Consider the following 25,843-nt stretch of genomic DNA (forward strand, 5'->3'; position numbering starts at 1 on the left):
CAAAAAGTATATGATCTGCTACTTCTAACAAAAGAAATTTCTAAAAATTATTTCACAACTTTTTAACTTGATTCGAAATTACAGAACTACAAGATATTTGTTCCTCCACAACAATATGTCTTGATCCAAAAAAACTTAGCGACTCTGCGACTTTGCGAGAGAGATTCTCGGACTCAGAAGAAGGATTCTAGTAAGAATCCATAACTTTTGGACTTGGTCCATAATAAGGATAAAGTATAAAAACAAAAAACCCGAATATTGCTATTCGGGTTTTGGTGGTGCCTCCAGGGATCGAACCAGGGACACATGGATTTTCAGTCCATTGCTCTACCATCTGAGCTAAGGCACCATGCTTATTGCGGGTGCAAATATAGGAGGATTTTTGGTTTATCCAAAACATTTTACACGATTGTTTTAAAAATTTAAATCTAAGGTTTTAAAGTTTGAAATTTTGTAGCAGTTTTTCAGGAATCAGCTTCAAAAAATGAAAGGTTTCCTAGAAAACTAGTGTGCTCATTTTGAGTAAACTCCTAAGTTTTATTTGTAGGGAGTGAGAAGATTGGGGAGTAAAAATAACAAACCGGTTTAATTTGAGGTTTATTTTGGTCTTACTTTATATTGTAAGAAAATGCGCTTGGTACTTTAACAAAGAGCTGTTGATTTTTGTAGAATGACATGTGAGTTTTGGGGACAAAATAAAGTTTCACACAGATTTAGCAGATTTCGGCAGAAGCAATGCTAAGAAAATCTGCTAGAATCTGCTAAATCTGCGTGAAAAAACACCTCAAAAACCAAACCTAACAGGTTTTTGAAACCTGTTAGGTTTAATTTAAAAACAAGAAAGACAATCTCTGCATCCGTTCCGCTTCTTCGAGATTGGAATTTGGAATTTCAAAATTTGGGATTTAATAAACATGAGATCTGGGATCAAGAATAAGTTGGGGACAAAATAAAGTTTCACGCAGATTTAGCAGATTTCAGCAGAAGCAATGCTAAAAAAATCTGCTAGAATCTGCAAAATCTGTGTGAAAAAAATACCTCAAAAACCAAACCTAACAGGTTTTTGAAACCTGTTAGGTTTAATTTAAAAACAAGAAAGACAATTTCTACACCCGTTCCGCTTCGTCGAGATTGGAATTTGGAATTTCAAAATTTGAATTTAATAAACATGAGATCTGGGATCAAGAATAAGTTGGGGACAAAATAAAGTTTTACGCAGATTTAGCAGATTTCAGCAGAAGCAATGCTAAAAAAATCTGCTGGAATCTGCAAAATCTGCGTGAAAAAATACCTCAAAAACCAAACCTAACAGGTTTCAAAAACCTGTTAGGTTTAATTTAAAAACAAGAAAGACAATTTCTGCACCCGTTTCGCTTCTTCGAGATTGGAATTTGGAATTTCAAAATTTGGAATTTAATAAACATGAGATCTGGGATCAAGAATAAGTTGGAGACAAAATAAAATAGCACGCAGATTTAGCAGATTTCAGCAGAAGTAATGCTAAAAAAATCTGCTAGAATCTGCAAAATCTGCGTGAAAAAATACCTCAAAAACCAAACCTAACAGGTTTTTGAAACCTGTTAGGTTTAATTTAAAAACAAGAAAGACAATTTCTACACCCGTTCCGCTTCTTCGAGATTGGAATTTGGAATTTCAAAATTTGGAATTTAATAAACATCAGATCTGGGATCAAGAATAAGTTGGGGGCAAAATAAAGTTTCACGCAGATTTAGCAGATTTCGGCAGAAGCGATGCTAAAAAAATTTGCTAGAATCTGCGTGAAAAAATACCTCAAAAACTAAACCTAACAGGTTTTTAAAACCTGCTAGCTTTAATTTAAAAACAAGAAAGACAATTTCTGCACCCGTTTCGCTTCTTAGAGATTGGAATTTGGAATTTGAAAATTTGGAATTTAATAAACGTCAGATCTGGGATCAAGAATAAGTAGTTTTTATTTTTTAGAAAAGGTATAAAAACAAAAAACCCGAATATTGCTATTCGGGTTTTGGTGGTGCCTCCAGGGATCGAACCAGGGACACATGGATTTTCAGTCCATTGCTCTACCATCTGAGCTAAGGCACCGTGCTGATTGCGGGTGCAAAGATAGAACCATTTTTGGTTTATCCAAAACATTTGTTTAAAAAAATCAATTCGTATCTTCGCACAGGTAAAAAAACAAATATGGTTTTAACAGTTGACGTTGGGAATACTAGAATTAAAGCGGCTGTCTTTGAGGGAGGTAGTATTTTGGAGAGCTTCGTTTTTGAGAAAAGTGAGTTCGAGAATAAAATTGAAAATATTTTAAAAAAATTTCAAAATTGTACTGATTTGATCGTTGCGTCGGTCGGAAATATCGAAAAACAAGCTTTTTTGACTTTCGAAAAGCAGCTTACGATTCATTTTTTGACACATGAAGACGTTTTTCCTTTTATAAACAAATATGCAACTCCAAAAACGTTAGGAATTGACCGGATGGTTTTGGCAGCCGGAGCCACTTTGCAGTTTCCAAAACAAAATAGATTGGTTATAGATGCCGGAACTTGCATTACTTATGATTTTATAGACGAAAAAGATCAGTATTTAGGTGGTGCAATCTCTCCCGGACTCAGATTGCGTTATGAAGCGCTGCATAATTTTACGGCCAAGTTGCCTTTGCTAACTTTAGAAGTACCGGAACACTATATAGGTGATTCTACAAAAGAGGCCATTCATTCTGGTGTTGTCAACGGGTTTGTCTATGAGGTTGATGGTTTTATCGAGGAGTATCGGGCAAATTTTTTAAATTTTATAATAATTTTAACGGGTGGCGATGCAGATTTTTTGGCTAAACGATTAAAAAATACCATATTTGCCAATTCAAATTTCCTTTTAGAAAGTTTGAACCAAACATTTCAATATAAAATCGACAATGATTAAAAAAATTATAATAAGTACATGTTTACTTATATCGTTCGTTTCATTTGCACAGCAAGGTACTTCATCGCCTTATTCTTTTTACGGAATTGGTGATGCAAGATTCAAAGGAACTCTTGAATACAGGTCTATGGGGGGAGTTGCAGTAGAGCAGGATTCGATACATTTGAATATTGAAAATCCCGCAAGTTATGCCAGTTTGGGGCAAACCACTTTTAGTGTTGGAGGTACTTTTGGAACAACTAAAATTAAAACGGATAAAGAGACTTCAAAAGCACAAAGATCAACTTTTGATTATTTAGCTTTAGGTATTCCGATGGGTAAGTTTGGTGCTGCTATTGGTTTGGTTCCTTTAACTTCAGTTGGGTATAGAATTTCAAATGACAAAACCACTATTCCGGACGCAATAAGCAGTCAGTTAGAAGGAAAGGGTGGAGTTAATAAAGTGTTTTTTGGACTTGGTTATAAAATTACACCTGAGTGGAATATTGGTGCTGATGTACAATATAATTTTGGTAAAATCACGACTACAAGCGTAGAGATGAAAACAGATGTTCAAAATGCTACCAGAGAAACAAATACTTCTGAGTTATCAGGGGTGAACTTTAATATTGGTACAATGTATCAGACGAAGATTGATAAAAAATTGAACTTGTATACGAGTTTGAGTTATACCTTCTCGGGTAATTTAAATTCAGACAATGGCAGAATTACTGAAGTTGACGGAGATCCGAACACGTTTACCTATCCTGAAAATTCGGTTAAGTTAAAGATTCCTGGTAAATTTACATTTGGTGCAGGTATTGGAGAAGCGAGAAAATGGTTAGTAGGTACTACAATGGCTTTTCAAGGTGATGCAGGTTCACTTGCTAATTATTACAATACAGCTAGTAATGTACGTTACGAAAAATCTTCAAAATATGCTGTTGGGGGTTATTACATTCCTAACTATACTTCTTTCTCAAGTTATTTAAGCAGAGTTACCTATAGAGCAGGTCTTAAATATGAAAAAGTAGGTTTGATTATCAATAATGAATCAATTAATGATGTTGGTATGACATTGGGTGCCGGTTTTCCAATTACAGGGACTTTTTCAAATGTAAATTTTGGAATTGAATTTGGTAAAAAGGGAACTACTTCATCAGGTTTAGTTAAAGAAAATTACATGAATTTTAGCATGAGTTTCTCTTTTAACGATAGATGGTTTGTGAAAAGCAGATTCAACTAAACATAACTTTATGTTTTTTTAAGCTCAGTACAATTTACTACATTTGGCAAATGAATTTACCAAAGAAATATATACTAACAATTGTCACAGTTCTTGCTGTGACAATGTTTTTTGGATGCGAAAGTAATTTTAAAGAAGTTCAGAAAAGTAACTTTTCAGAGTTTGTTCCGGGAAGTGATGCCGATACCGTAAATATAAAATATACGGATTCAGGACGTATAACCGGAGTTTTGGTTAGTTCTAAAATGTTGGATTATTCGAATCTCGATTTTCCGTTTACAGAGTTTCCAAAGGGAATTGATGTTACTTTATATGATAAAAATCTAAAGCGTACCTTTATAAGATCAAATTACGCTATTTCCTATAAGCCAACCGGAATTATTGATTTGCAGGGAAAAGTGAAAATCACATCAGAAACCGGTCAGATGCTGGAGACAGAGCAGTTGTATTTTGATCAGAAGAACGAATGGTTTTATACCGAAAGAAAATTTAAGCTTACAGATGCAAAAGGGGTTTCTTACGGACAGGGAATTGATTTTAGTAAGGATTTTAAAGTGATAAATTCACAACGAATAACAGGCGAATTAGAAGCCGAAGAATAAATTATATTATGGGTTATTTAAAATATACACAGTACGTTTACATATTATTTGCAGTTTTCTTTATTTATGATGGCGCTGTAAAGCTAAACGAAGGAATTGAGGGCTCTACGATGAGTTTTATAATTGCCGGTTTAGCTGTTTTTATGTTTTTCTTCAGGAGAAAATTTGCCAGGAAATTTGACGATCGTAACAAAAAACAATAAAAAATGGAGATTGGTATTATAATACTATGTTTAATACTGTCAGCCTTTTTTTCAGGAATGGAAATTGCTTTTATTTCCTCGAATAAAATTTATCTTGAAATAGAAAAAAAACAGGATAATTTTCTCTCTCAAATTCTTACCAAGCTTACCGGTAATCCCTCTAAATTTATTGCTGCAATGCTTATTGGTAACAATGTGGCGTTGGTGGTTTATGGTTTTTTTATGGGTGATCTGATCTTGATGCAGCTAACTCAATTGGGCTATCGGTTCTCTGAGGTTGCTGGTTTGTTGATTCAGACTGTGATTTCTACTTTTATAGTTTTGATTACAGCTGAGTTTCTTCCTAAGGTTTTCTTTCAGATTTATGCCAATTCCTTAATTAAATTTTTTGCAATTCCGGCCTATCTGTTTTATAGGCTATTTTACTATGTTTCGACTTTCTTTATCTGGATTTCAGATTTTGTTTTAAAGAAATTTTTTAAAACAGAGGGAGATCAGGTACAGCTGTATTTTAGTAAAGTAGAGCTCGGAAATTATATTAACGAACAAATGAGTTCTGTTGAGGATAATGAAGAAGTCGATTCAGAAATTCAGATTTTTCAAAATGCTTTAGAATTTTCAGGTGTAAAAGCGCGCGATATTATGACACCACGTACAGAAATTGTTGCGGTGGATTTATTTGACAGTGTTGAAGAGCTTAAAGAAGTTTTTATAGAAACCGGCTATTCTAAAATTGTAGTGAGTCAAAACTCATTAGATGATATCGTGGGTTATGTGCATTCTTTTGATCTGTTTAAGAAGCCAAAAACAATCAAATCTGTTTTGATGACAGTGGAGTTTGTTCCGGAAACTATTTCGATAAAAGACGCGTTAAATCTGTTGATCAAAAAAAGAAAGAATGTCGCCGTTGTTTTAGATGAACATGGAGGGACAGCAGGGATAATTACTATAGAAGATATTGTAGAAGAGCTTTTTGGTGAGATCGAAGACGAGCATGATCTGGATGAGGAATTGATAGAGCAGGAGCTGGGTCAGGGTAAGTATTTGTTTTCGACTCGTTTAGATGTGGAGTATTTGAATGAAACCTACAAATTGGGTATTCCTGAAGAGGATTCATATGGTACTTTAGGAGGTTTTATAGTAAATTCAACAAAAGAAATTCCTCAAAAAGGAGAAGAAATAGTGATTGATAACTATCATTTCGTGATAGAAGAGGCAACAAATAAGAAAATCGAATTAGTAAAAATGACTATAAAAGAGTGATTTTTTTAGTAATTGAAAAAAAATGTGTAAAATAAAACCCTAGTTGTATTGTTATTAACTAGATAATTGTATTTTCGCAAACTGAATATAAAATTAACGATAATAAAAATGGCAGTTTTAGCAAAAATTAGACAGCGTTCCGCTTTATTAATAGGAGTTATTGCACTTGCATTATTTGCATTTATAATACAAGATCTATTCACCAGAGGGACTTTCGGTCAAAGTTCGAAAGATGTAGGAAGTATCGATGGAAAAGACATTTCATTTGAAGACTTTAGAGTTAAAGTTAGTAATGTTGAAAAAAGTGGTCAGGGAATTTCTTCTACCGAAGCTGCTAACAGAGTTTGGGACCAAGAGGTTTCAATCGCATTATTATCAACTCAGTTTGAAAAATTAGGATTGAGAGTAGGTGAAAAACACTTAATTGAAGTTCTGAAAGCTGATCCGAATATTGGTAAAAATCCAATGTTCTTAAATGCAGCTGGTATGTTTGATATCGTTAAATTCAAAGAGTACTTTAAATCTAATCCTGAAGCAAAACAATATATTGCAGATAAAGAGAAAGATGCTACATTAAATGCAAAATTTCAAATCTACAATACATTAGTAAAATCAGGACTTTACACAACTGCTAGTGAAGGAAAGTTGAAATACGAAATGGAAGCGAACAAAGTAAATTTTGCTTATGTTGCCGGATTGTATTCTTCTATTAAAGATAGTGAAGTGAAAATTTCTGATTCAGAAATTGTGGACTACATGAAGAAAAACGAGAAAAAATTCAAAGCGGATGATACTCGTGAAATTCAATATGTTTTAGTTGAAGATAAAGCTTCAAAAGAAGACGAAGCTGAAATTAAAGCTAAGATTACTGCGTTGTTATCAGGAAGTGTTGTTTACAATGCAAAAACAGGTAAAAACGATACTTTGCCAGGTTTCAGAAATGCAACTAACATTGCTGAATTTGTGAATTCAAATTCTGATGTTCCTTACGATTCTACTTATGTTGCTAAAAATAACTTGCCTGCAGTTGATGCAGATAAATTGTTTTCTTTAGCTCCGGGTCAAATCTACGGACCTTACGTTTTTGGTAAATACTACTGTATTTCTAAATCTCTTGGATTTAAAGCTGGAGTTAATGCAAAAGCAAGCCATATTTTAATTGGATATACTGGTTCTCAAACGCCAAATACAAAAGAGAAAAGAACGAAAGAAGAAGCAAAAGCTAAAGCTGAAGAAATTCTAGCTCAGGTTCAGGCTAATCCGGATAGTTTCATGATGTTAGCTTTTACAAGTTCTGATGATTCATCTGCACAACAAGGTGGTGATTTAGGATATTTTGGTCCAAACCAAATGGTAAAACCTTTCAATGATTTTGTATTCAGTAACGGAATTGGAAAAGTTGGTTTAGTAGAAACTCCTTTTGGATTTCATATTATCAAAATCACAGACAAACAAGACGGAATTCGTTTAGCTACAATAGCTCAAAAAATCGAGCCTTCTGAGGTAACTTCTGATAAAGTATTTACTTTGGCAACTAAATTTGAAATGGATGCTGCTAAGAATGATTTTAATGCAACAGCAAAAGAATTAGGATTAAAAGTAGCTCCTCCTGTAACTGCAAAAGCAATGGACGAAGCATTTGGTTCATTAGGAAATCAACGTAACATTATAAGATGGGCATTTGATAAAGAAACAGATAAAAATGATGTTAAGCGTTTTGAAATCGCTAATATTGGTCACGTAATTGCTCAATATAAAAGCGAAAACAAATCAGGTTTGGTATCTGTAGTTGCTGCAAGACCTTATGTAGAGCCAATCTTGAAAAACAAGAAAAAAGCAGAAATGCTAAAAGCTAAAATGACAGGATCTAGTCTTGAAGCAGTTGCTAAAAGTGCTGGTGTTGCTGTTCAACAAGCTGCTAATGTAACTATGGATAATCCGGTTTTACCTGGTGGAGTTGGACAAGAGCCAAAAGTTGTTGGTAATGCATTTGCTTTAGCTGCAAATAAAATTTCTGCTCCAATTGAAGGAAATACAGGAGTTTATGTAGTGAAGAATGTTAGTACTGTGAAAGCTCCGGCGATTGCAAGTCATGCTCCTTACATCGAAAAGGTAAAAGCACAAAGCGCATCTGATGCAAGCAGAATTTTACCAGCGTTAAAAAACAATGCTAAAATCGAAGACAACAGATTACAGTTTAACTACTAGGTCTATCAAAATAATTAAAAAAGCCATCTCTGCTAAAATTAGAGATGGCTTTTTTTTGCTTATTATTTTCCTTAGTCGTGAGGACAGAATTGCAAGAAATAAGGATTGATGCTTAACTAATGCAAGTATTTCCATTTCGAAGAAAAACACATTTTTTAAGTAAGAAATTGCAAAGGGGAGCGAAGATTTCGATATAAACTCGCTGAATCAATTAGGAAGTTGCTGTAAAGAAGGTACTTCTGAATTTAACCTTTTAAAAGTGTTTGCAAATAAAAAGGAAGTAATCTCAAACAGCGAGATTGCTTCCTTTTGGTATGTTATAATCAAATGATTTTTAAATTGTTGCGTAATACTGTGTCGTTTTACAATATCATTTCCGCATAAGTAAGAATGGTTTCATATCCTTTTGAAACAAAATACTCTTTTGGGTTTTCTTTTGAAATCACTAATACAAAATCGCCACCCCATGCACCAAGGCTTTTTACGACACCATTAAAATCAGGAAAAGCAATTTCTTTTATCGTTTCCAATTCTAAGATATTACTTAAGTGTGTTTCATGTTTTTCTAAGGCGTAAGCAAATTCGGTTAAGGTTTTTGCCTTTAAGGCCGCCTCCGTGATTTTGTTATTTTCGGTAATGCTGTTGGCTAAATTTTGATTTTTATTATTGTAATAAGCATTTATGGCCGTTTTACTACTTTGTTTTTTATTAAGGTAAACAAAGAATAAATTTTGAGTAAAATCCGGATTAAAAATTACAGGCTCTACTACAGGTGCATTTTGTTCCAGACGATAAATAATCGGAGTATTGTGTTGTGCGCAGGCAATATCGTAACCACTACCTCCAAAACTGTTTTTAAGTAGCGTAAAAGCATCTATTTTGGCCCATTGAGCGATATTGTTCAATAAGGTAGAAGAAGTGCCTAATCCCCAGTTTTTAGGAAATGTAAGTTCCGTAGTGACAAGATAACCCTGAGCTTGATTAATAAAATCAGGATTTAAGAGGTAAGTCTCGTGCAAAATCGTAATTAAGGTCGTTTTTACAGTCTCAATTTGTGCAGTTGGATTGTTTATAATATCCGAAAAAGAGATACAATCTTCAAACCAAATCTGATGGTCAAAATCGTAGCTTTTCCATTTAATTTCCTTGTTTGTTCCTTCTTCTACGACTAAATTTTGTCCAAATTTTGTTGGCAACGCAAAAGCTTTGGCTCCGTCTAAAACCAGATATTCACCCGTAATTAAGAGTTTTCCATTACTGTAAAAGGTTGTTTTCATTCTGTCTCTTTTGACTCCGTGCAATGTTTTTTTATATTCCTCAAAAATTTTGAGGAGTAGAAAAGGACAACAAACACGAGAGTAACTTCGGATTATTTTCGTAAATTTTCTATAAATTCAACCACAGCACTGTGAGAGATTGCATTGGTCTTAAAGTGCGTTTTAATCAAATGGCGTTCTTCTTCGGTGGCTTCAAATTGGTTGATAATATTATTTAGGTGCATTTTCATATGGCCTGCCTGAATTCCGTTTGTCGTTAACGAGCGCAATGCGGCAAAATTTTGAGCCAGACCGGCAACGGCAACTACTTCCATTAGTTCTCTTGCAGAAGGTTTTTGAAGCACCTCTAAGCATAATTTTACTAAAGGATGCAAGGAGGTTAGTCCGCCAACAGTGCCTAGTGCAAGTGGAATTTCAAGCCAAAAAGTAAATATTCCATTTTCGATTTTGGCATGTGATAAACTTGAATATTGTCCATTTCTGGAAGCATAAGCATGAATGCCGGCTTCTACTGCTCTAAAGTCATTTCCTGTCGCTAGAATTACCGCATCAACACCATTCATAATACCTTTATTATGGGTTACGGCTCTAAATGGCTCCACTTCTGCAATTTGAACGGCTTGTACAAAACGTTCTGCAAATTCCTGCGGATTTGTAATGTGTTTTTCAGTTAAGTCTTCAACCGGGCAAGAAACCTCGGCTCTGACAACACAGTTTGGGACATAATTAGATAAAATACTCATGACAACCTGAAGAGTTTCATTTTGGGCAAATAAATCTGAATTTTGAGCTTCTTCTTTTAAAGTTGTCGCAAATTGTTCCAGACAAGAATTAATAAAATTGGCGCCCATGCTGTCTTTGGTTTCAAAAGTAGCATGCAGTTGGAAATAATTGTCAAGTAAATTTCTTTTGTCTCTTAATTGAATATCGAGAATTCCTCCTCCGCGCTGTTGCATATTTTTGGTAATGCTTTGCGTGTCTGAGAAAAATTTAGGTTTGATTTGATCGAAGAACAACTGTAGTTTTTCAGCCTCTCCGTTGAATGTAAAATGAACCTGTCCAATTTTTTCAGTATTCATTACGGTTGCCTTAAATCCACCACGAGTGGCCCAGAATTTGGCAGCTTTTGAAGCGGCGGCTACTACAGAACTTTCTTCAATAGCCATTGGGATTGTTTTGTACGTCCCGTTGATTAAAAAGTTAGGAGCAACTCCAAGCGGAATATATAAATTAGTGATGGTGTTTTCTATGAATTCATCGTGCAGTTGTTGGAGCTTGTGGTCTGAATTCCAGTAATTTCTTATTATTTTAAGAGCCTCCTCAGGAGTCGAAAAATAGGTGTTTGCAATCCAGTTTATTTTTTCATTTTTGGATAATTTTGAAAATCCGGCAACGGCGTTGTTCATTCTCAGTAGATTAAATAGTAATATTGCGGCAAATATACCAATTTAAGAGGTTTGTTTGCAATCTATAAATGAAAATCCGAAAGTACGCAATCGTTATTTTTTTTAACATTTAACACTTATAATGGGCATTATGTTTATTTTTTTTACTAAAATTGGGCTCTTTTTTATATTTTAAAATAATACGAATGAATACAAGTAGAATTACGGTCATACTATTGTTACTGGTTACGACTGTTTTTGGTCAGCAAAAAGTCACTGTTGAAAATATTTATCATGGCGTTTTTCAGGCCAAAGGAATGGACAAATTACAATCCTTGAAAAACACAAACCAGTATACCGTATTGAATGCTGATGAGGCAAGTGGGAGCATGGAGATCGATTTATATGATTTTGCTACGCTTAAAAAAGTATCCAATTTAATTGACACAAAAAATCACGCAGCGCTAGCTGGTAAAATAGACAGTTACACTTTCGATTCTTCTGAAAAAAAGATTTTGATTGCGTGCAACTCCAAACAGATTTTCCGACACTCCTTTATCGCAGATTATTTTTTGTACGATATTACTTCAAAATCCTTAACAAAGCTTTTCGATTTTCAGGTTCAGGAACCAACGTTCTCTCCTGATGGAACTAAAATTGCCTATGCCAAGGAAAATAATTTATATGTGTACGATGTTACTTCAAAAAAAATAACAGCAGTAACGACAGATGGTAAGAAGAATGCCGTTATCAATGGTATTACGGACTGGGTTTACGAAGAAGAATTTGCTTTTGTAAGAGCATTCGACTGGAGTCAAGACAGCAAAAAACTAGCATACATTCGCTTTGATGAAAGTGCGGTTCCTGAGTTCTCAATGGCAATGTATCATAAAGACCTGTATCCGAAAATTGAAACCTTCAAATATCCGAAAGCAGGAGAGAAGAATTCAGCAGTTTCCTTACATATTTATGATGCTGCCGCAAATGCAACCAAAAAAGTAGATCTTGGAAATTACAATGATTTTTATATTCCAAGGTTAAAATGGACCAATGATAGTAATGTACTCTCTGCACAGGTCTTAAACCGTCATCAGGACAATCTGGATTTGTTATTTGTTGATGGGACAACCGCCGCTGCAAAAGTGATTTTGAATGAAAAAGACAAAGCATACGTTGACATTACAGATAATTTGACTTTTTTAAAAGACAACAGCTTTATCTGGACAAGCGAAAAAGACGGATTCAATCATATCTATTTATATGACAAAACCGGAAAATTAAAAAATCAGGTTACAAAAGGAAACTGGGAAGTAACTTCATACTACGGTTTCGATGAAAAAACAAAAACTATTTTCTACCAATCTACTGAAAATGGTTCTATTAACAGAGCAATTTACCGCATCTCATTAGACGGAAAAAACAAAATTGCGCTGGCTAAAACTACAGGAACAAACGCAGCGACTTTTAGCCCAAATTTCCAATACTTTATCAATACATTCTCTAGTGCTGCTCAGCCAACTACGTATACTTTAAACGAAGCAAAAACGGGTAAAGAAATTCAGGTGATTGAGAACAATAAAGCGCTTTCTGATAAATTGGTAGCTTATAATTTGCCGGTTAAAGAATTCTTTGTTTTGAAAACTGCAAAAGGAATTGAATTAAATACCTGGATATTAAAGCCAAAAGATTTTGATCCTTCCAAAAAATATCCTGTTTTTATGTACCAGTATTCTGGTCCGGGTTCTCAACAAGTAAACAATGATTGGAACAATAAAGATGATTATTGGTTTATATCCCTTACCCAACAAGGTTATATTGTAGTTTGTGTTGATGGTAGAGGAACTGGTTTTAAAGGTGCTGATTTCAAAAAAGTAACACAAAAAGAACTAGGAAAATACGAAGTAGAAGATCAGATCGATGCTGCGAAAGTACTTGGAACGTATCCGTATGTTGATGCTTCAAGAATCGGAATGTTCGGGTGGAGTTATGGTGGATTTATGGCTTCAAATTGTATTTTTCAGGGGAATGATGTTTTCAAAATGGCAATTGCTGTTGCTCCGGTAACCAACTGGCGTTTTTACGATAGTGTTTATACAGAAAGATACCTGCAGACTCCTCAGGAAAATGAAAGTGGTTATGATCAGAATTCTCCAATAAATTATGTGGATAAATTAAAAGGGAAGTTTCTGTTGATACACGGATCAGGTGATGATAATGTGCATCTGCAAAATTCAATGCAAATGATGGAAGCATTAATTCAGGCCAATAAACAATTTGATTCTGAGATTTATCCGGACAAAGACCATCATATTCTGGGTACAGAAACGAGAATTCATCTTTATACTAAAATGACTAACTTTATCAAAGAAAATTTATAGAATAACTTTATAACCTTAAAAAAAAATAATAAATAATATGGGAGAGAAACAAGTAAAATCGGCGCATCCAAAAGGACTTTGGGTATTGTTTGGAACGGAGATGTGGGAGCGGTTCAATTTTTATGGAATGCGAGCTTTATTAACTTTATTTCTTGTTAACTCTTTATTAATGAAGGAAGAAGAAGCCTCGTTGATTTATGGTGGTTTTCTTGGACTTTGTTATTTAACTCCAATGTTGGGAGGTTTCGTTGCCGATCGTTTTTTAGGGAACAGAAACTGTATCCTGTTAGGAGGATTATTAATGGCAATCGGACAATTATTGTTGTTTACCAGCGGAAGTATTTTTGGGGAGCATATTGATCTTGCAAAAATAGTTATGTACTCTGCATTAGGAGTTATTGTGTTTGGTAATGGATTCTTCAAACCAAATATCTCAAGTATGGTGGGGAGTTTGTATCCAAAACAGGAAAAAACAAAATTAGATAGTGCTTTTACTATTTTCTACATGGGTATTAATATCGGAGCCTTTTTAGGTCAGTCTATTTGTCCTTTATTAGGAGATGTAAAAGACGCTGGAGGTATTAGAGATATTCATGCTTTCAGATGGGGTTTCCTGGCAGCTTCTGCAGCCATGTTTATCGGTACTATAGTTTTTTACTTTTTAAAAAATAAATATGTGGTTTCTCCTGAAGGAAAGCCACTAGGAGGTTTACCTTCTAAAAATGATGCTTCTGATTTTGAAGAAGGAGAAGCGCAAAAAGCTAATTTCTCTAACAAAGCCCTTGCTACTGCAGGAGTTGCTTTTGTTGCTTTAGGATTCTTTTTTCACTATGTGGTAGGTCAGAATCTGATTTATACTTTGATTTACTCGAGTGGTTTATCATTGGCAGGATTAATTATTTCGGATACTTCTTTAACTAAGATTGAAAGAGACAGGATATTTGTAATTTATATTGTTTCCTTTTTTATTATTTTCTTCTGGGCAGCTTTTGAACAAGCGGGTTCATCATTGACTTTTATTGCAGATAATCAAACCGACAGAAATTTCTTTGGCTGGCAGATGCCTCCGTCAATGGTTCAGATTTTTAACGGAATGTTTGTAGTTTTATTGGCGGTACCGTTCAGTATATTATGGGATACATTAAGAGCCAATAGTAAAGAGCCAATCTCTCCTGTAAAATTAGCGGTAGGTTTAGTGATAATATCGATTAGTTTCTTTATGATCGCGACACAGGTTTCTTATATTGGAACTTCAGGATTATTATTGGTTAAATGGTTGATCTTATTGTATTTCTTAAATACATGTGCCGAATTATGTTTGTCTCCGATCGGTTTATCTTTAGTAGGTAAATTGGCTCCAAAACGATTTGCTTCTTTATTGTATGGTGTGTTTTTCTTGTCTAATGCATCAGGTTACGCTTTAGGAGGAACTTTAGGCTCTATTTTGCCTGCAACGGGTGATAAGTTTGCCAAAGCAAAAGAATTAGGTATAGATCTTCAGGCTGTTTTAGATAAAACGATAACACCTACAGCAGAACAAATAGTCCTTTTAGAAAAACATCAAATTAGTGCAGCAAATCACTTTTTTGCAGGATTTGAAATTCATAATTTATACGAGTTTTTCATGGTATTTGTTGTGCTAACAGGTATCGCTGCAATTGTATTGTTTGCACTGACTCCATTTTTGAAAAAAATGATGCATGGTGTTAGATAAAATGGAAAAAAATATCACTTTAGAAGAAATACAGAATTTTAAAGGCAAGTATCCAAAGCAATTATGGTATTTGTTTTTGGTTGAAATGTGGGAACGTTTCTGCTTCTACGGAATGAGAGGAGTTCTAGCATTCTTTATGGTAGACCAATTAGGTTTACTGGAAGGAAAAGCGAATCTGCAATACGGAGCGATTCAGGCTTTTGTTTATGCTTTCACTTTCATCGGAGGAATTTTCGCCGACAAAATTTTAGGATTTAAAAAATCATTACTGTTCGGAGGAATAGTAATGATTTTAGGTAATTTACTTATTGCAGCCTCACCCCATGATTTTTTCTATTATGGGATAACACTTTCGATTATCGGAACCGGTTTTTTTAAACCAAACGTATCGTCGATGGTAGGAGAATTGTATCATGAAAATGATGGTAGAAGAGACGCCGGATACGGAATGTTCTATGCCGGAATCAATATTGGTGGAATGTTAGGGGGAGCTATTCCGATTTACTTAGGAAAAAATTACTCTTGGAGTTTGTGTTTCCTGTCTGCTGCTATTGTAATGATTATTGGAGTTATTACTTTTCTTTTGACCAAAAAACATTTGGCGCCAATTGGAAATTCACCTCTTGAAAATCACGAACCTAAAAAACGTAATCTTTATGAGATCGCAGTATATGTAGGTTCATTACTAGTGATACCATTGGTTTATATAATGGTAATTAACTCTGATTTTACAGAATACTTTATGTACACTATTGGTGTGGTGGCATTGTCGTATTTTTTATTCGAATTACTAAGAATTAAAGACAGAAAGCAACAGTATAAATTATTGGCTGCGTTTGTTTTTATCTTCGGATATTTTATGTTCATGGCTATTTCTGAACAATCCGGAGGATCTTTGTCTTTATTTGCAAAAGATAATTTGACCAATAAATTGTTGTTTTTTACTATTGACCCCAATGTGGTTAACAATAGTATTAATTCATTATATGTAATTATTTTTAGTCCTTTAGTGGGATTGTTATGGATCTTTCTTTACAAAAGAAAAATAGAACCAAATACAGTTGTTAAATTCGGACTTTCCTTTATCCTTTTAGCTGCCGGATTCTTCGTTTTTTATAGCGCAAGATTTTTTGTAGATGTAAATGGATTAAGTTCTTTAGACGTATTTGCCTTAGGATATCTGGTATATACACTAGGAGAATTGTGTATCGGACCAATCGGAATGTCGGTAATTACCAAATTGTCACCAAAAAGATTGTTTGGTATGATGATGGGTTTATGGTTTTTATCAAGTGCATTTGGTCAATTTGCTGCAGGAAAGCTGGGGTCAGAAATGTCAAATGCCAATACAGGAACGACATTGATGTCAAAACTTATTGCTTATACAGACGGATATTATCAATTGGCAATCTATTCCTTAATTGCCGGTATCGTTTTAATCGTTACGACACCATTAATTAAGAAATTAATGCAAGAAGTAAAGTAGATGACATTTTGCATTGCAAATTTTGTTTAAATTTGTTAAAAATAAACAACATGAAAAAAATATTTTTAATAGCTTTCTTTTTGGTTGGAGCATTTGTTGCCCAGGCTCAAGAGTTGAAATGGCATACAGATGTAAAAGAAGCCATTGCAATAAGTAATAAAGAAAACAAACCAATGTTACTGTTTTTTACAGGAAGCGATTGGTGTGGATGGTGTATCCGACTGCAAAATGAAGTTTTAAAAACGGCTGAATTTTCAAAGTGGGCAAGTCAGAATGTTGTTTTAGTTGAATTAGATTATCCTAGAAGAACACCACAGACACCCGAATTAAAAAATCAGAATAACGAATTGCAACAAGCATTTGGGATACAAGGTTTTCCAACCATTTATTTTACCAGCGCTGAATCTAAAGACGGTAAAGTTAATTTTAAAGGCCTTGGTCATACCGGATATGTTGCCGGAGGTCCGACTGCCTGGTTGGCCGTAGCCGAAGGAATTGTTCATCCGAAAAAATCATAAAGATATTTTAAAAATAGCTTTCTAAAGACTCCTTACAGTACGTTGTAAGGAGTTTTTTTTGTTTAGAATAGGCGTATTAACGGGTGTTTAATTATTAAAATGACACTTATTTTAGAAGCGAAAAATAAATAGTTTGTTTTTTGTGCTAATAAAATTGGAAAATTAAAATATTATGTTAATTTCGTCAATCTAATCTAACCAAGCCTATTGATATGACTAAAAAATTACTTATCCTACTTGTTTTTTTAGGTTCATTTTCGATGCAATCCCAAAACTTAGTTTGGAAAACTAATATGACGGATGCGATTGCATTAAGTAACGAACAAAAAAAACCAATGTTAATTTTATTCACGACAGCCGATGCGCCGAATAATTTGCAAAATGAAATCTTTAGAACTCCGGACTTTGCTGTGTGGTCAAGAGACAATGTTATTCTTGTAAAATTGGATTTATCAGATGTTAATGTATCTGATACTGATAAAGAGCAAAACATGAAGTTGAAAGATGCCTTCGGCGTTAATGATTTTCCGCAAGTATGCTACGCTAGTGCTTCTATCAGAAAGAATAAAACAACTTTTAGTGCCCTGGGAAAAATTTCCTATAAACCGGGAGGAGCAAAATCTTGGATTTCGGAATCGAATTCTATTTTGCACCCAAGTGAATAACTAAAATTTAAATTAAGTTACTTAATTTAATTTGTAGAGTCCCTTTTTGCCAACGTGCAAAAAGGGATGTTTTTTTTTAAATAGGTTTATTCTTTAAGGATTGTTTTGTGTCGTTTAAATTACTGTTTTTATGTGAGGGCGTGTATTCCTTATAGCTTCGATAGTAAAATATATTTTATATCACTTTTGAATTGGTTCTAGTGATTATATTTTTGTTTTTTAAGATAAATTTTGCTAAATTGGTTTTTTGTTAACTTAATTTATGCAATTTTATGAATAGAAAACTACTTTTATTGCTGTTTTTTTTAGTTACATTTTTGATGAACGCTCAAAATGCTGGTTGGACAACAAACGTGACCGATGCAATTGCTTTGAGCGCTGAACAAAGAAGGCCGATGTTAATTTTGTTTACGGCCGCGAGCGCATCCGATAACCTGCAGGAGGAAGTGTTTGGAACCCCTGAATTTGAAAAGTGGTCTCGTAAGAATGTGATATTAGTAAAGCTCGATTTATCTGATTTTTCCTCTAGTTTGATCAAAGAGCAAAATGTAAGGTTAAAAAATGCTTTCGAAATTATTGAGTTACCACAAGTATGTATTGTCAATGGAGCAATTAGGAATGGCAAAACAACGTTTGATATGCTCGGAAAAGTATCTTATAGAAACGGCGGTGCCAGAAGCTGGATATCAGAATGTGATTCGATTTTGAATCCGTCTGAATGAAAGAGGGTAGTGGCTAGTTTAATTTATAGAATCCCTTTTCACCGGTAGAGTGAAAAGGGATTTTTCTTTTGTAGCAGCTTATTTGCCAACGTTTTTGAATCGAATAAGAGTTGGATCCATCCGAGACTACTATTTTTGGGTTTAAGTCAAGTAAAACACGGTCCAGATTTATTTTGGGAGATTGTATTAGAAGGAGAACGTCAGGGGAAATAGTTTTTTTATAGACTCCGCTACTGTCAATCAGGAAGATTTTTTTAGAATTAAAAAAGAAGATGTTTTTAATTGTACGGGTCGACTTTAGTATTCCAAAACTCCCCACCAGATAGGAATTTATACTTTTTTGAAGGGAGTCTTTTCCTAAAAGAGTATCATTTGCAAAGAGTGTAATATTTTGGCCAGTTCGCTCAGTGATAATGGTTTTTTTCTTGATATGATATACAATTAGTTCCGATTTGTTTTCGGCCTCTTTTTTGGTGCTAATATAGGCCAGCTGAACAATAACTATAGAAACCATAGTGGCGATTAATTTACTGTAAGTTGGTTTTTTGAACCAAATAACGGTCGTGATGATCAGTAGATAATAAGTAAGTAAATAATAAAAATTAAAGCGAATGTCGCGAATAACAAAAAACTCAAAAGAGGCGATATAGTGTATGATTGTATTTAACAGATATATGCTTTTTTCAAAAATCTGAATGAAGATTATCGGACAGCCGGTAAAGACAGAAATGAGCAGTACAACAATTCCGGCAATCATTGTAAAAGATAAAACCGGAAGAATAAGAATGTTGGTTACGAAAAATAAAAAAGGAAATTGATGGAAGTAATACAAACAAATTGGGAATGTTCCAATTTGGGCGGCAAAGGAAACCGTTAAAGCTTCCCAGAGATAAGTCAGGATTTTGGTAGTGGGTTTCCAGATCTCTTTTAATAATGGTTGTATCCAAAGAATCGAGAATAAGGCAATATAACTCAATTGAAATCCCGCATCAAATAAAAAATAAGGCTCAAATAACAAAATTAACAATACAGAAACCAGTAAGGTGTGATAAATGTTACTGCCTCTTCTAAGATGATTCCCGATAGCCAGAAAGGAAAACATGACCACAGAACGCAAAACAGGAGGTGATAAGCCAGAGATAATACCAAAAAGACCTAGCGCCACCAAAATGGTAATTAGCTTTATAAAAGAGCCCTTACGTGTATTGGGGATCGGTTTCAGAAGAAAAAGAATAAATAACATAATGTAACCTACGTGCAGTCCTGAAACAGACAAAACATGTGTTGCCCCCGAATATTGATAATCTTTAAGGGTTTCGGGTGAAATTTCTTGTTGCTGACCTAAAATTAAGGCCATTGCTACATTCATTTCGGTTTTGTTTAAACCCGCTTTAGTAAGGTTGTAAATGATCCTTGAGTGTAGCTTTGCGGCATAAAACCAAATAGTTCTGTTGACTTTTTTGTTAATTCGGATTTCGGATTTAGAAATAAAAACCTGGGCATATATTTGTTTGTTGGCCAGATAAGTTCCACAATCAAATTGATAGGGATTTTTTATTGTTCCCAGGTGCTGTAAAGTAGCTTTTGTTTGAATTGTATTTCCAATAATTAACCTATTTGAAGTACTGTCTTTCTCGATATTTACAATAATTTTTCCTTGATAAAAGCTGTTTTTAATAGGGTTTAAAAGCGCAACATAACGATCATTGTAAACATTGCTCTTTAGCTTTTCAATTAAAGTAAAAGACATAGAATGTGGCTTTTCGAATCCTTGTTGGTAATGACTGTAATGGGATTGCTGAAGTGTGTTTGTGTGCAGTAGTAAGCTGATGATACCCAGCCAAAAGGAAAGTAAGTAGGTGCTTATTCCAAAAAAAATAAGGTGTTTTTTATTCTTTTTTGATGTAAAATAGAAGATTGAAAAAAGAATTGTAATGCTTACAATAGAGACAGCTGTTACTAAAAAACCAGATAGCCAATAGTAAGAAACCAATAGGCCAATTATAAAGGCAATCGTAATTTTAGTCAACGGAAAATCTAATACTTTCATGTTTTAAAAGTATTAAAAATTTGTAAGAAAAAAGTTATTTTTTCACAAAAGATTATTCGAGAACCCTGTTGATTTGGGCAAAAGAATTTTGATAATAAGCTTCTTTGGTGGAGGAGATTATTACGCCTTTTGAAGTAGAAGAATGTACAAATTTTATTTCGTTTGAATTAGCCTCCGTAATTAGCCCAACATGATTGATTTGTTTGCTTCTATTGGTTTTAAAGAAAATTAAATCTCCTTTTTGAGCATCCTTAAATTGGATAACTTTCCCGATTTTAGATTGCTCATAAGAACTTCTTGGCATTGAGATATTCTCGGTTTGAAAGGCAGTATAAACCAATCCAGAGCAGTCAAAACCACTTTTAGTCGTGCCTCCCGCTTTGTATCGCACGCCAAGATTATCCGTTGCTACATCGACTAAATGTTTTACTGCATATTTGTTCTCCCGCTTTGATTCCTTTTTATCTACTACAGTGGAGCTTGATTTACAAGAAGCAAAAAGCAGAGCGGAAAAGAGTAAAACGAGTAATTTTTTCAAAATAAAATTTTTAAAGCGGTTTTAAATCAGCAACAATAAGTTTTGCTGTTTTTTTACTGGCTCCGACACCTCCTAATTTTTGCTCTAAAATATCATAGTTTAGCAACAATTTTTGACGGTAAGCAGGTTCCAGTATTTTATATAACTCTTCTTTTATGCGTTTCGTATTGCAGTCACTCTGAATTAACTCAGTCACGACCTCCTGATCCATAATTAAATTGACCAGAGAAATGTATTTTAGTGTAATAATGCGTTTTGCAATCTGATACGAAATGTTGCTTCCTTTATAACAAACGACTTCAGGAACTTTAAATAAAGCTGTTTCTAAAGTTGCGGTACCCGAGGTAACCAAAGCCGCAGTTGATGATCGAAGCAGGGCATAGGTTTTATTCGAGATAAATTTGATGTTTTTATTGGTGATAAATTGCTGGTAAAACCCAAAATCCTGACTTGGGGCACCGGCGATAACAAATTCATAGTCTTGAAAATCGTCTACGACACTCAGCATTACACTTAGCATTTTGGTGATTTCCTGCTGACGACTTCCCGGTAAAACAGCAATAATTGGTCGATCGCTTAATTGATTTTCTTTTCTGAAAACAGCTTCATCAAAGGCTGGCTGATTCTGAATTGCATCAATCAGCGGATGCCCTACAAAAGCTACAGGAAAATGATGTTTGTCTTCATAAAAGCTTTTTTCAAAAGGCAAAATGACAAACATTTTATCAATATCATGTTTGATTGCTTTGATTCTGCTTTCTTTCCATGCCCAGATTTGTGGCGAAATATAATAGTGTGTTTTGTAATTTAAAGCTTTAGCCCATTTTGCAATACGCATATTAAACCCCGGATAATCAATAAAAATAATAACATCCGGTTGAAAAGCAGCAATGTCTTTTTTGCAAATAGTAATATTGGTTAAAATGGTTTTTAGATTGAAAATAACTTCCACAAAACCCATAAAAGCCAATTCGCGATAGTGTTTTACCAAAGTTCCGCCCACTTTTTGCATTAAGTCACCACCCCAGAATCTGATTTCGGCCTGAGGATCTTCCTCGTATAAGGCTTTCATTAAATTAGAACCATGTAGGTCTCCGGAGGCTTCACCAGCTATTATGTAATATTTCATATTCGTTTTTTTGAAGAGGTGCTCTGTTTTTCAACACAACTATTTTTTTTGCAAGGCAAAGATAAGATTTAAATAAATACAGTAGAAATTGCCAAAACAATCACCGCCAGGATTACGCCCCGTGCCATAAATTCTTTGTTTCGTTTTAAGAAAAAAGCAAAAACAGCAAGATCTAAGAGGGTTCCCAAAGTGATAATTTTCCCTAAATAACCATATTCTTTAATAGTTTGAATCCCTGTTGAGAAGTCAAATGGCGTAAAAAAGGTAATGAATAAGTAACTTCCTAAAAGAGAAGTGAAAATCCCCACAATAAAACCTGCCAGTATCTCTTTTTTATTCATTTAAATCCCAGGTGTTAAGTTGCTGTATAGAATGGTGTGCTGTCAAATCAAATTGTACGGGAACTATTGAGATGTATCCATTTTCAAGTGCCCATTCGTCTGTATCTTCTCCTTTGTCTTCATTCACAAATTTCCCCGAAAGCCAGTAATAATCTTTGCCAAATGGAGTTTGTCGTTTATCAAATTTTTCAACCCAAAGCGCTTTCGCCTGACGACAAACTTTTATTCCTTTAATTTCGTTCTCTTTTAACTTTGGAAAATTAACATTCAGAACAACACCTTCCGGTAATTTATTGGCAAGCGTTTCTAAGGTTATTTTTTTTATGAAAGATTTTATAGGTTCAAAATCGGCATTCCAGTCATAATCCAACAAAGAAAAACCAATCGCCGGAATTCCTTCAATTCCAGCTTCAACAGCGGCACTCATAGTTCCGGAATAAATTACATTTATAGAAGAATTTGATCCGTGATTAATGCCAGAAACGCATAAATCGGGTTTTCTTTTTAAGATTTCATTTACGGCCAGTTTTACACAATCGACAGGAGTTCCGGAACAGCTGTATTCGATTGTTTTCACATTTTCTTTAGATATTTTATCCAAATATAGCGTGTTGTTAATCGTAATGGCATGTCCCATGGCACTTTGAGGTTTGTCGGGAGCGACAACAAGTACGTCTCCGATTGTTTCCATAACACTTATCAAAGCTCTGATTCCCGGTGCCAGAATTCCATCATCATTGGTAACTAATATAAGTGGTTTTTCGTGTTTCATTTTAGAAATATTAGGTAATTAATAGGATTATAAAAGCAAATGTAGTGACAGATTTTTGTAGAATAGTTACAAATAAAATAAAATTTATCAACTAAATAAAAGTTGGCTTTGGCAAGTCAAACATTTTTATACCTTTAACAAAAAATTATAGTGAACTTGGCTTTAGTGGCATAGTTTTTACCGTAACTTAGATTAAAAAATTGATGAATGCTATTATTAAATTTATGAAAAGAAATTATAAAATACTTATAGCCGTATTATGTTTGTCGGTAACCTTGTTTGCTTTCAAAATAAATGCAGATAATAAAGTTGATCCGGACCCAAATAGAGATAAAACACTTTTAGAATTATTAGCTTTTGTTATAGAAAAAGGACATTATAGTCCGGCAGAAATTAATGATGAGTTCTCTAAGGGAATTTTTAAGGATTATATTGAGGCGCTGGATCCTTCAAAAAGATTCTTCCTGCAATCTGATATTGAAGAATTTAAGCAATATGAGCTAATGTTGGATGATCAGTTTTTAAATAAAGACCTTACTTTTTTTAACCTGACTTATACCAGATTGATGAAACGTATGGAGGAAAGCAAAAAGAGATATAAGACTATCTTAGCGCAGCCATTCAACTATAGTGTTGATGAAACTTTTAATTCTGATTACGAGCATTTGCCTTATGCAAAAAACACAACTGAAATCAATGAAAGATGGAGAAAGCAAATTAAACTTTCTACCCTTTCTTCACTTGTTGCCAAACAGAAAATAGAAGAAGACAAAAAGAAAACAGATCCTGCTTACAAAGCAAAATCTTTCGAAGCTTTAGAAAAAGAAACCCGTGACAGCTCTTTAAAGTCATTAGATGATAATTTCAGTCTGATTAAAGATTTAAATAAAGAAGATTGGTTTTCTGTGTACGTAAATTCTATTATGGCACGTTTTGATCCGCACACAAGTTATTTTGCTCCGGAAGACAAAGACCGTTTTGATGTTAATATCAGTGGAAAACTGGAAGGTATTGGAGCAAGATTAACCAAGAAAAATGATTTTACTCAAATAGACGAGTTAATTTCAGGTGGACCTGCCTGGAAAGGAAAACAACTTGAAGCCGGGGATTTAATTTTGAAAGTAGCACAAGGAAACGAAGAGCCTGTAGATGTTGTAGGAATGCGTTTGGATGATGTTGTGAAAAAAATTAAAGGACACAAAGGAACTGAAGTTAAGCTTACCGTTAAAAAAGTAGATGGAAGCATCAAAGTTATTTCGATAATCAGAGATGTAGTAGAAATTGAAGAAACGTATGCAAAATCCAGTATTGTTGAAAAGAACGGATTGAAATATGGTGTAATTTATTTACCTAAATTTTATATCGATTTTGAAAACAAAGACGGTCGCGATGCCGGAAAAGATATTGCTCTTGAAGTAGAAAGACTGAAAAAAGAAGATGTCAACGGAATTGTATTGGATGTTCGTGATGATGGTGGTGGATCTTTATCTACAGTAGTTGATATTGCCGGTTTATTTATTGAAGAAGGACCAATTGTTCAGGTAAAATCTGCAGGTAAAAAGAAAGAAGTTTTATACGATAAAGATAAAAAAATCGAGTGGGATGGACCATTAGTAATTATGGTTAACAGTTTCTCGGCTTCTGCATCAGAAATATTAGCTGCGGCAATTCAGGATTACAAACGTGGTGTTATCATTGGAAGTAAGCAAACTTACGGAAAAGGAACCGTGCAAAATGTACTTGATTTGAATCAGTTTGTTCGTAATGCAAATTATGGCGACTTAGGTGCTTTGAAAATTACAGGACAAAAATTCTATAGAATTAACGGAGGTTCAACTCAATTAGAAGGGGTTCATAGTGATGTGGTGATGCCGGATCGTTATGCTTATCTGAAAATGGGAGAGCGTGATATTGACAATGCAATGCCTTGGGATAAAATAGATCAGGCTGATTATGTTACCTGGACTTCAAACGAAAATTTTACCAGAGCAATTGCGAACAGTAAAAACAGAATTGCTCAAAATCCGCAATTCAACTTAATTGAAGACAACGCAAAATGGATTGATGTGAAGAGCAAAGAGAATACGTACAGCTTGAACATTACAAACTTTAAAGCGACTCAGGAACAGGTTGAAAACGAAGGTAAAAAGTACAAACCAATTTCAGATTATAAAAACAATCTGGTTTTTAAATCTTTGCCTTATGAAGAGCTTGAGATTAAAAGTGATGCTACTTTAAAAGAGAAAAGAGAAGCTTGGCACCAAGCATTATCTAAAGACGTTTATGTAGAAGAAGCACTAAATGTTTTAGATGATTTACAGACTAAAAGTAATATGGTGAAAAGTAATTCTTCAAAAATGAAGAAAGATAAATTAGTGAAGTCTTAGTTTTTAAGAAAAATAATTTGTTATTAAAACGCTCCGAAAGTTTATATTTACGGAGCGTTTTTTT

20 protein-coding genes and 2 tRNA genes are annotated in these 25,843 nt (G+C 34.1%); 13 read left to right on the top strand and 9 right to left on the bottom strand.

Features of this window, described 5'->3' with window-relative positions:
* Positions 1 to 273 precede the first annotated feature (273 nt).
* Both AB674_RS00005 and AB674_RS00010 read right to left on the bottom strand, forming a co-directional pair.
* Positions 274 to 349, bottom strand: a tRNA-Phe gene (locus tag AB674_RS00005).
* A 1,657-nt stretch (positions 350 to 2,006) separates the two neighbouring features.
* Positions 2,007 to 2,082 (bottom strand) — tRNA-Phe (locus AB674_RS00010).
* Between the two features lie 99 nt (positions 2,083 to 2,181).
* Here AB674_RS00010 and AB674_RS00015 point away from each other — a divergent pair.
* The 6 genes from AB674_RS00015 (at position 2,182) to AB674_RS00040 (ending at position 8,417) form a co-directional block, all read left to right on the top strand.
* Positions 2,182 to 2,916, top strand: coding sequence for a type III pantothenate kinase (locus tag AB674_RS00015; RefSeq protein ID WP_047773242.1), 735 nt, complete (start codon positions 2,182 to 2,184; stop codon positions 2,914 to 2,916).
* Positions 2,909 to 4,141, top strand: coding sequence for a membrane protein (locus tag AB674_RS00020; RefSeq protein WP_047772723.1), 1,233 nt, complete (start codon positions 2,909 to 2,911; stop codon positions 4,139 to 4,141). The genes AB674_RS00015 and AB674_RS00020 overlap by 8 nt, the downstream gene beginning before the upstream one ends.
* Positions 4,142 to 4,191: 50 nt before the next feature.
* Positions 4,192 to 4,743 carry an LPS export ABC transporter periplasmic protein LptC gene (gene lptC, locus AB674_RS00025; RefSeq protein WP_047772725.1) on the top strand — a complete coding sequence of 184 codons (552 nt, stop codon included), beginning with the start codon at positions 4,192 to 4,194 and terminating at the stop codon, positions 4,741 to 4,743.
* 8 nt (positions 4,744 to 4,751) lie between these two features.
* Positions 4,752 to 4,946, top strand: a complete 195-nt coding sequence (locus AB674_RS00030; protein WP_047772726.1) for a hypothetical protein — start codon at positions 4,752 to 4,754, stop codon at positions 4,944 to 4,946.
* Positions 4,947 to 4,949: 3 nt separating this feature from the next.
* A complete protein-coding gene (locus tag AB674_RS00035) occupies positions 4,950 to 6,209 on the top strand; it encodes a hemolysin family protein (RefSeq protein WP_047772728.1) in 1,260 nt (419 codons plus the stop codon).
* A 108-nt stretch (positions 6,210 to 6,317) separates the two neighbouring features.
* The gene (locus AB674_RS00040) at positions 6,318 to 8,417 is read left to right on the top strand and encodes a peptidylprolyl isomerase (RefSeq protein ID WP_047772730.1); all 2,100 of its coding nucleotides are present in this window, start codon (positions 6,318 to 6,320) and stop codon (positions 8,415 to 8,417) included.
* Between the two features lie 362 nt (positions 8,418 to 8,779).
* On the opposite strand, the gene AB674_RS00045 is transcribed toward AB674_RS00040, so the two are convergent.
* Positions 8,780 to 9,694, bottom strand: coding sequence for a GYDIA family GHMP kinase (locus AB674_RS00045; protein ID WP_047772731.1), 915 nt, complete (start codon positions 9,692 to 9,694; stop codon positions 8,780 to 8,782).
* 92 nt (positions 9,695 to 9,786) lie between these two features.
* A complete protein-coding gene (locus AB674_RS00050) occupies positions 9,787 to 11,100 on the bottom strand; it encodes a hydroxymethylglutaryl-CoA reductase, degradative (RefSeq protein WP_047772733.1) in 1,314 nt (437 codons plus the stop codon).
* 185 nt (positions 11,101 to 11,285) lie between these two features.
* Between AB674_RS00050 and AB674_RS00055 the strand changes: the two genes are divergently transcribed.
* The 6 genes from AB674_RS00055 to AB674_RS00080 all read left to right on the top strand — a co-directional run bounded on the left by AB674_RS00055 (position 11,286) and on the right by AB674_RS00080 (position 18,562).
* Positions 11,286 to 13,457, top strand: coding sequence for a S9 family peptidase (locus AB674_RS00055; protein WP_047772735.1), 2,172 nt, complete (start codon positions 11,286 to 11,288; stop codon positions 13,455 to 13,457).
* 37 nt (positions 13,458 to 13,494) lie between these two features.
* A complete protein-coding gene (locus AB674_RS00060) occupies positions 13,495 to 15,171 on the top strand; it encodes a peptide MFS transporter (protein WP_047772737.1) in 1,677 nt (558 codons plus the stop codon).
* A gap of 1 nt (position 15,172) precedes the next feature.
* Positions 15,173 to 16,657 carry a peptide MFS transporter gene (locus AB674_RS00065; protein ID WP_047773244.1) on the top strand — a complete coding sequence of 495 codons (1,485 nt, stop codon included), beginning with the start codon at positions 15,173 to 15,175 and terminating at the stop codon, positions 16,655 to 16,657.
* A gap of 50 nt (positions 16,658 to 16,707) precedes the next feature.
* Positions 16,708 to 17,175, top strand: coding sequence for a thioredoxin family protein (locus tag AB674_RS00070; RefSeq protein ID WP_047772739.1), 468 nt, complete (start codon positions 16,708 to 16,710; stop codon positions 17,173 to 17,175).
* A 212-nt stretch (positions 17,176 to 17,387) separates the two neighbouring features.
* Positions 17,388 to 17,840 (top strand): hypothetical protein, encoded by a 453-nt coding sequence (locus AB674_RS00075; RefSeq protein WP_047772740.1) that lies wholly within the window; start codon positions 17,388 to 17,390, stop codon positions 17,838 to 17,840.
* A gap of 272 nt (positions 17,841 to 18,112) precedes the next feature.
* Entirely contained in the window at positions 18,113 to 18,562 is a 450-nt protein-coding gene (locus tag AB674_RS00080) for a hypothetical protein (RefSeq protein WP_047772742.1), read from the top strand.
* A 13-nt stretch (positions 18,563 to 18,575) separates the two neighbouring features.
* On the opposite strand, the gene AB674_RS00085 is transcribed toward AB674_RS00080, so the two are convergent.
* The 5 genes from AB674_RS00085 to surE all read right to left on the bottom strand — a co-directional run bounded on the left by AB674_RS00085 (position 18,576) and on the right by surE (position 23,392).
* A complete protein-coding gene (locus AB674_RS00085; protein WP_047772744.1) occupies positions 18,576 to 20,612 on the bottom strand; it encodes a ComEC/Rec2 family competence protein in 2,037 nt (678 codons plus the stop codon).
* Positions 20,613 to 20,664: 52 nt separating this feature from the next.
* The gene (locus tag AB674_RS00090) at positions 20,665 to 21,150 is read right to left on the bottom strand and encodes a C40 family peptidase (protein WP_047772745.1); all 486 of its coding nucleotides are present in this window, start codon (positions 21,148 to 21,150) and stop codon (positions 20,665 to 20,667) included.
* A 10-nt stretch (positions 21,151 to 21,160) separates the two neighbouring features.
* Positions 21,161 to 22,279 (bottom strand): lipid-A-disaccharide synthase, encoded by a 1,119-nt coding sequence (gene lpxB, locus AB674_RS00095; RefSeq protein WP_047772746.1) that lies wholly within the window; start codon positions 22,277 to 22,279, stop codon positions 21,161 to 21,163.
* A gap of 68 nt (positions 22,280 to 22,347) precedes the next feature.
* Positions 22,348 to 22,620: a hypothetical protein gene (locus tag AB674_RS00100; protein ID WP_047772747.1), complete on the bottom strand. Its 273-nt coding sequence runs from the start codon at positions 22,618 to 22,620 to the stop codon at positions 22,348 to 22,350.
* A complete protein-coding gene (gene surE, locus AB674_RS00105; RefSeq protein ID WP_047772748.1) occupies positions 22,613 to 23,392 on the bottom strand; it encodes a 5'/3'-nucleotidase SurE in 780 nt (259 codons plus the stop codon). Before surE ends, AB674_RS00100 begins: the two co-directional genes overlap by 8 nt.
* Before the next feature lie 203 nt (positions 23,393 to 23,595).
* On the opposite strand from surE, the gene AB674_RS00110 reads away from it, so the two are divergent.
* Positions 23,596 to 25,779 (top strand): carboxy terminal-processing peptidase, encoded by a 2,184-nt coding sequence (locus AB674_RS00110; RefSeq protein ID WP_047772749.1) that lies wholly within the window; start codon positions 23,596 to 23,598, stop codon positions 25,777 to 25,779.
* Positions 25,780 to 25,843 lie beyond the last annotated feature (64 nt).

Origin of the sequence: Flavobacterium sp. ABG (assembly GCF_001027725.1) — a bacterium.
In the GTDB taxonomy this organism is placed as follows: Bacteria; Bacteroidota; Bacteroidia; order Flavobacteriales; family Flavobacteriaceae; genus Flavobacterium; species Flavobacterium cupriresistens.